The 5,570-nt window shown below is 47.9% G+C and carries 3 protein-coding genes and 1 pseudogene; all 4 read left to right on the top strand.

Features of this window, described 5'->3' with window-relative positions; translation table 11 throughout:
• Positions 1-213 precede the first annotated feature (213 nt).
• Complete coding sequence (locus tag GY683_RS07695) at positions 214-2,247, top strand: UvrD-helicase domain-containing protein (RefSeq protein WP_297288175.1); 2,034 nt, start codon at positions 214-216, stop codon at positions 2,245-2,247.
• 104 nt (positions 2,248-2,351) lie between these two features.
• The gene (locus GY683_RS07690) at positions 2,352-4,667 is read left to right on the top strand and encodes a site-specific recombinase (protein WP_297288174.1); all 2,316 of its coding nucleotides are present in this window, start codon (positions 2,352-2,354) and stop codon (positions 4,665-4,667) included.
• A gap of 135 nt (positions 4,668-4,802) precedes the next feature.
• Positions 4,803-5,096, top strand: coding sequence for a TfoX/Sxy family protein (locus GY683_RS07685; RefSeq protein ID WP_297288176.1), 294 nt, complete (start codon positions 4,803-4,805; stop codon positions 5,094-5,096).
• A gap of 153 nt (positions 5,097-5,249) precedes the next feature.
• Positions 5,250-5,570, top strand: a pseudogene (locus GY683_RS07680) (NADH-dependent flavin oxidoreductase); the annotation flags it as partial.

The following is a 5,570-nucleotide window of genomic DNA, read 5'->3' as shown; positions in this document are numbered from 1 at the left end:
TAATTGGTTTGGGGTTTTGTCTTGGGGTGGTGTGGTGTTGGCATAAGATGAATTGACCAAAATCATCATGGCGATTAAGGATTTGGTAAAAAGGGTGGGGCGTTTTTTCATGAGTATTTTTCCTAAAATGATGAGTGTATTTTACCACAAACTTTTGCCCAATTTGCCAAAATCCATTATAATAGCCAACCATTTGCCCGAAGAATTTAGATTATGAGTCAATTGAACCCCCGCCAACAAGAAGCCTTAGCCCATGTGTCAGGACCGCTGCTCGTCTTGGCGGGAGCAGGTTCAGGTAAGACTTCGGTCATCACCCAAAAAATCGCGCATCTAATCACCAACTGTAATACGCCTGCCGAGCGCATCACGGCGATGACCTTCACCAACAAGGCGGCTCGTGAGATGAAAGCGCGTGTCTCTAAGCTTCTACCCAGTGAAAAAACTCGCGGACTGACGGTGTCCACCTTTCATCAGTTTGGCTTGCAGTTTTTGCGTTATGAGCTCATGCACACACCGCTTAAGGCGAATTTTAGCATCATGGATTCGGACGATTCTAAGCGACTGCTGATGGAGCTGATGATGCGAGACAACATGAGTGGCGCTGAGAGTCGCGAGCTGGCTGGTAAGGCGATGAAGTTCATCTCTGATTGGAAGAATGACTTGGTATCGCCTGAAGACGCTGCGCAAACACTGTCCGACCCAGAAGATCTGATGTTCGCCCATCTGTATGGGCTGTATGAGCGTAATCTGCGCGCGTATAATGCGGTGGATTTTGATGACTTGATCGTACTGCCTGCCAAGATTCTAAAAGATAACGAGATGGTGCGCGACAAATGGCAGCGCCGCATTCGCTATCTGCTCGTGGATGAATATCAAGACACCAACACCGCACAGTATGAGCTGGTTAAGCTACTGGTTGGAGCATCAGCGCGCTTCACGGTGGTGGGCGATGATGACCAATCCATCTACACATGGCGCGGCGCTAAGCCTGAGAACATGGCGCTGCTTAAGCAGGATTTTCCCAATCTACACGTCGTCAAACTCGAACAAAATTACCGCTCCACCAACCGCATTCTAAGCGCGGCGAATACGGTCATCGCCAATAACGAGCATATTTTTGATAAGGCGCTGTGGTCGGATAAGGGTGAAGGTGAGCGCATCCGAGTGATTACTTGCCCGTCGGATTTTGATGAGGCGGAACGCGTCGCCAAAGAAATCGTCGCACACCGTCTGCGTAATGGCAACACATGGGATCAGTATGCGGTGCTGTATCGCTCGAATTTCCAAGCGCGTGTGCTAGAGACCGAGCTGCGTCAGCTGAATGTGCCTTATAAGCTCTCGGGCGGCACGTCATTCTTTGCGCGTACTGAGATTAAGGACGTGATGAGCTATCTGCGTATTATCTTAAATCCTGATGATGACGCGGCGTTTTTGCGAATCATCAATACGCCTAAGCGAGGTATGGGCTCGGCGACGCTTGAGAAGCTGGGTCTGCTCGCCCAAGAATACGGTATCTCGCTACTGTCCGCGTGTTCTCATGCGGGGCTTAAGGCGGCAGTTGGCGCTAAGGCGAGCAATACCTTGTATGCATTTGCTGATTTTATTGAGCGTTACACGCGTGAGCTGTATGATAATGCTGACCCCATGCCACTGGTACGCCAGATGATCATCGAGACGGGTTATATTGACTATATCAAAGAAGACAGCAAAACCCCACAACAAGAAAAAAACCGGCTTGATAATATCGAATCTCTCTACCAGAGCATCGCGACACTCATCGACCGTGCCGAAGAGGATGAGGATAAGACCATCGAAGCGGTGATTCGTAAGATGATGCTGCTTGACATGCTCGAACAGCAACAAGAAGAAGAGAACACCAATAAGGTGAATCTGATGACGCTCCATGCTGCTAAGGGGCTTGAGTTTGATTATGTGTACATCATCGGTGTTGAAGAAGAGATTCTGCCGCACCGTAATTCGCTACTAGAAGAGAACATCGAAGAAGAGCGCCGCCTCATGTATGTGGGCATCACGCGTGCCAGATTGGAGCTGACTTTAACACTTGCCCAAAAACGTCGCGCAGGACGTGATTTTAAGCAGACGACCCCGTCTCGATTCTTAGAAGAATTACCAACCGACCACATGGATTATCCGGGCAAATCAGGTGTCAAAAAAGACCCAAAACTGGTCGCCCAAGACTACCTGTCGAACATCCAAGCCATGCTTGCAGCCAAGCGCGGTGGCTAATAACAAAAGTCGCAATGATATAAATGAAAAAACTGACATAAAAACTGTGCTAAAATGACCGCGACTTAAAAAACTGATTATAAAAAAGAATTTGGAGAGAATTGGTGCAAAGTGTTGACCATTCTGAATTGGAACATGCCTTACAGCGCATCACCGCCCTAAAAGAGCTGCCCGAACCACAGGCACTCAAGGAGCTGGTGGATCAGTTGCGCGTGAATGATGGCGACGAAGAGATCGCCAATGATAAGATGGATGAGCTGATCGAGCTCATCGAACAAAAACCCGAATATGGCGCATCGCTTGCCGCATTTATCCTAAGACTAACCAATAAATACAACCAAGTAACTCTATATACTGATACGGGCATCGCCTCGGATCATAGTTTTTCTTATAGTGTTAATCGCCTGATAGGGCATCGATTCTTGCCGCTGCTGCCCGATGAAGATTCGGTGGTGGAGCTGGCAAGTTATCTGTTCAATGAACGCAGCGATTTGCGTTGGGTGCGCATGATCGATGAAGATAAGTGGGATAAGCTGGTCGAGCTTGCGCATGTCGATGAGTCGGATCTAGCACTGGTGGCGACTGCCAAGAACAACATCCTAAACGCCATCGTTATCTTATCTTATCGTATCAGCGGCATGGGTCTGCATCCTGACCTGATGTCTGCTTATCCGCAGATGCTCAACCACTCCGCCGCTTTCGTCGCCCAGAACCAAGAAGCGGTATTGTTCGTGAATCAATACCGTAAGGCGCATGAGCTTGACCTTATGACGGACATCATGCCTGATGAGGACATAAGCCCTGCGCCGCTGCTTGTCATGCTAGAGCAGTGCGAAGAGATTGTCACCAGCGTGCGTAAGCGTATCTATAAGACAGGTATTTCGATTCGCCTGACGAACATGCTCGTGCGACTAGAGCAGAGCCTGCATCGCATGCAGGTATTGATCGAGCTGGTATCAGACATCGACAAGAAACGTGACAAGGCCATCGTGGAGCTGACCGCGCAGATTGTACGCACCGCCAAGACGCGTTATAGTTTTGGTTATTTAATTGAGAATAATACCAAGCTGCTGTCGCGTAAGGTTACCGAGAATGCCAGCCGTGTTGGCGAGCATTACATCAGTACTGATCGCACAGGCTATCGCAAGATGTTCAAAAAAGCGGCGATCGGTGGTTTTTTCATTGCTTTCATGGCGACGATGAAAACCTTGGGCTCGTCATTGGTGCTGGCACCGATTGGTAAGGCTTTTATTAACAGCATGATCTATGGCTTGGGCTTTGTGACGATTCACATTGCAGGCGGTACGGTTGCCACTAAGCAGCCTGCGATGACAGCTGCTGCAATCGCCTCGACCATCTCGCATGGCGCCGGTAACAAAAAAACCCAGCAGCTCACCAAGCTTTCTGAATTGATCGTCGATATCTTGCGTACGCAGTTTGTGGCGATTTTGGGTAACATTTCAATTGCGATGCCGATCGCACTGATGATCGCCTATGCTTGGCTATATTTCACGGGTGCGCCGATGATTGATGGTTCGAAGGCGGCGCATCTGCTGCATGAGCTTGATCCGATTCGTTCATTGTCACTGCCACATGCGGCGATCGCAGGCGTGTTCTTGTTCTTGTCGGGGCTGATTGCAGGTTATTATGACAATCTTGCCGCCTATAATAAAATCGGTGAGCGCATCCGCAGACATCGCTTGTTGTCGCACATCATGCCTAGCAAATGGCAAGATAAGCTTGGTGGTTTTATTGAGGCGAATCTGGGTGCGATCATGGGTAACTTTATCTTTGGTTGCTTCCTAGGTAGTACAGCGACGATTGGTTACATGCTTGGGTTGCCGCTGGACATTCGCCACATTGCTTTTGCGTCAGCGAACCTCGTGCATGGGCTGTTCTACCTGTCGCCACAGGATTTGACTTGGGGGCTTGCGTTACTGTCCTTTGTTGGCGTGCTGCTCATAGGTATGGTGAACTTGATGGTAAGCTTCTCATTGGCGCTGTTCGTGGCACTGCGCTCAAAAGAAGTAGAATTCTTTGAATGGAAAAAGCTGAATAGCTTGGTATGGAAGCACTTCTTGGTTAATCCTTGGGATTTCTTCTTTCCTAGAAGTGAGTCGGTGAAATATGCTCAGATTGACAGTGAAGGGCGTGTGATCTATGAAGAGGTGTCAGATGAGAAAGAACCCAACACGCGTGTACTGCCTGATAACTATGTCGTGCGCCGCCTAGGTCGTAAACCTAAGGATAAAGACAAAGAGCAAGATAAAGACAAATCAGGCGATGAGAATAAAGACATTCGTGAGGCGATCGCTGAACATCACAGCGATGATGAAGATGTTGAGGCGGTAGAGGTTAGAGAGGATCAAAATACCACGCCACTACCCAAACCTGATAAGCCACCAAAACTACCTAAGTAATGCTATAATCAAAACACTGCCCCTCACTGGGTGGTGTTTTTAATTTTTTAACGACTGTGCTTGGTGATATGCCGTAATGTGTAAAATTAAGAGATTGATATGTCTAATGATTTTGTCAAATTCATCTAGGATGAGCTGAGTGGTTATTATAAATTCACTTACAAGAAGATGTTCGGTGAGCATTGTCTGTTCTATGGCGATAAGATCATTGCGATCATTACCGACGACGATGAAATCTTTGTGAAGGTAGATGAAGAGACACGCCATGAGTTTGTTCAGGCGGGCGGTCATCCATACACCTATGTCGCGCAGGGTAAGCAGCGGGTGATGCATTACATGAGCGTGCCAAGCGAAGTGACTGATGATCGTGATGAGCTGGTACATTGGTTTGGGCTGGGTGTTAAGGCGTTAAAGAGCACGGATAAATAACCCAAATGCGATGATAAATGTAGCCTCTGATGCCAATGCTTGAATGATAATGGCAAAATGATATTACACAGCGATGACGGTGCATGTGGGCAGGATTTGATATAATGCCACCACTACAATTAGCCACAATCAAATCCGATAACAGAGAATCTTATGAATAATGCACATAATATATCAGCCCCATTTGTCCTAAATAATGGCGTCACAGTACCTAACCGTCTCGTCGTCGCTCCGATGACGCATTATGCATCGAATCCTGATGGTACATTGTCCGATGAAGAGCGTGATTTCTTAATGGGGCGCTCGGATGATTTTGGGTTATTCATCACAGCAGCGACCCTAGTTCATCCAACTGGCAAAGCGTTCGTTGGTCAGCCGTGCGCTTATGATGAGCAGCATTTGCAAAGTTTGACTCAGATTGCAGACATCATTAAGAAGGGTGGCGCGAAAGCAATCTTGCAGATTCATCATGGC

The organism is Moraxella sp. (assembly GCF_024227015.1).
GTDB lineage: Bacteria > Pseudomonadota > Gammaproteobacteria > Pseudomonadales > Moraxellaceae > Moraxella.
The sequence above is the reverse complement of the archived record's forward strand: the minus strand, read 5'-3'. Positions and strand labels throughout refer to the sequence as shown.

What these genes read in the sequence shown, in the direction of transcription:
- GY683_RS07695 (WP_297288175.1), top strand. Translation starts at nt 214, where the DNA reads ATGAGTCAATTGAACCCCCGCCAACAAGAAGCCTTAGCCCATGTGTCA.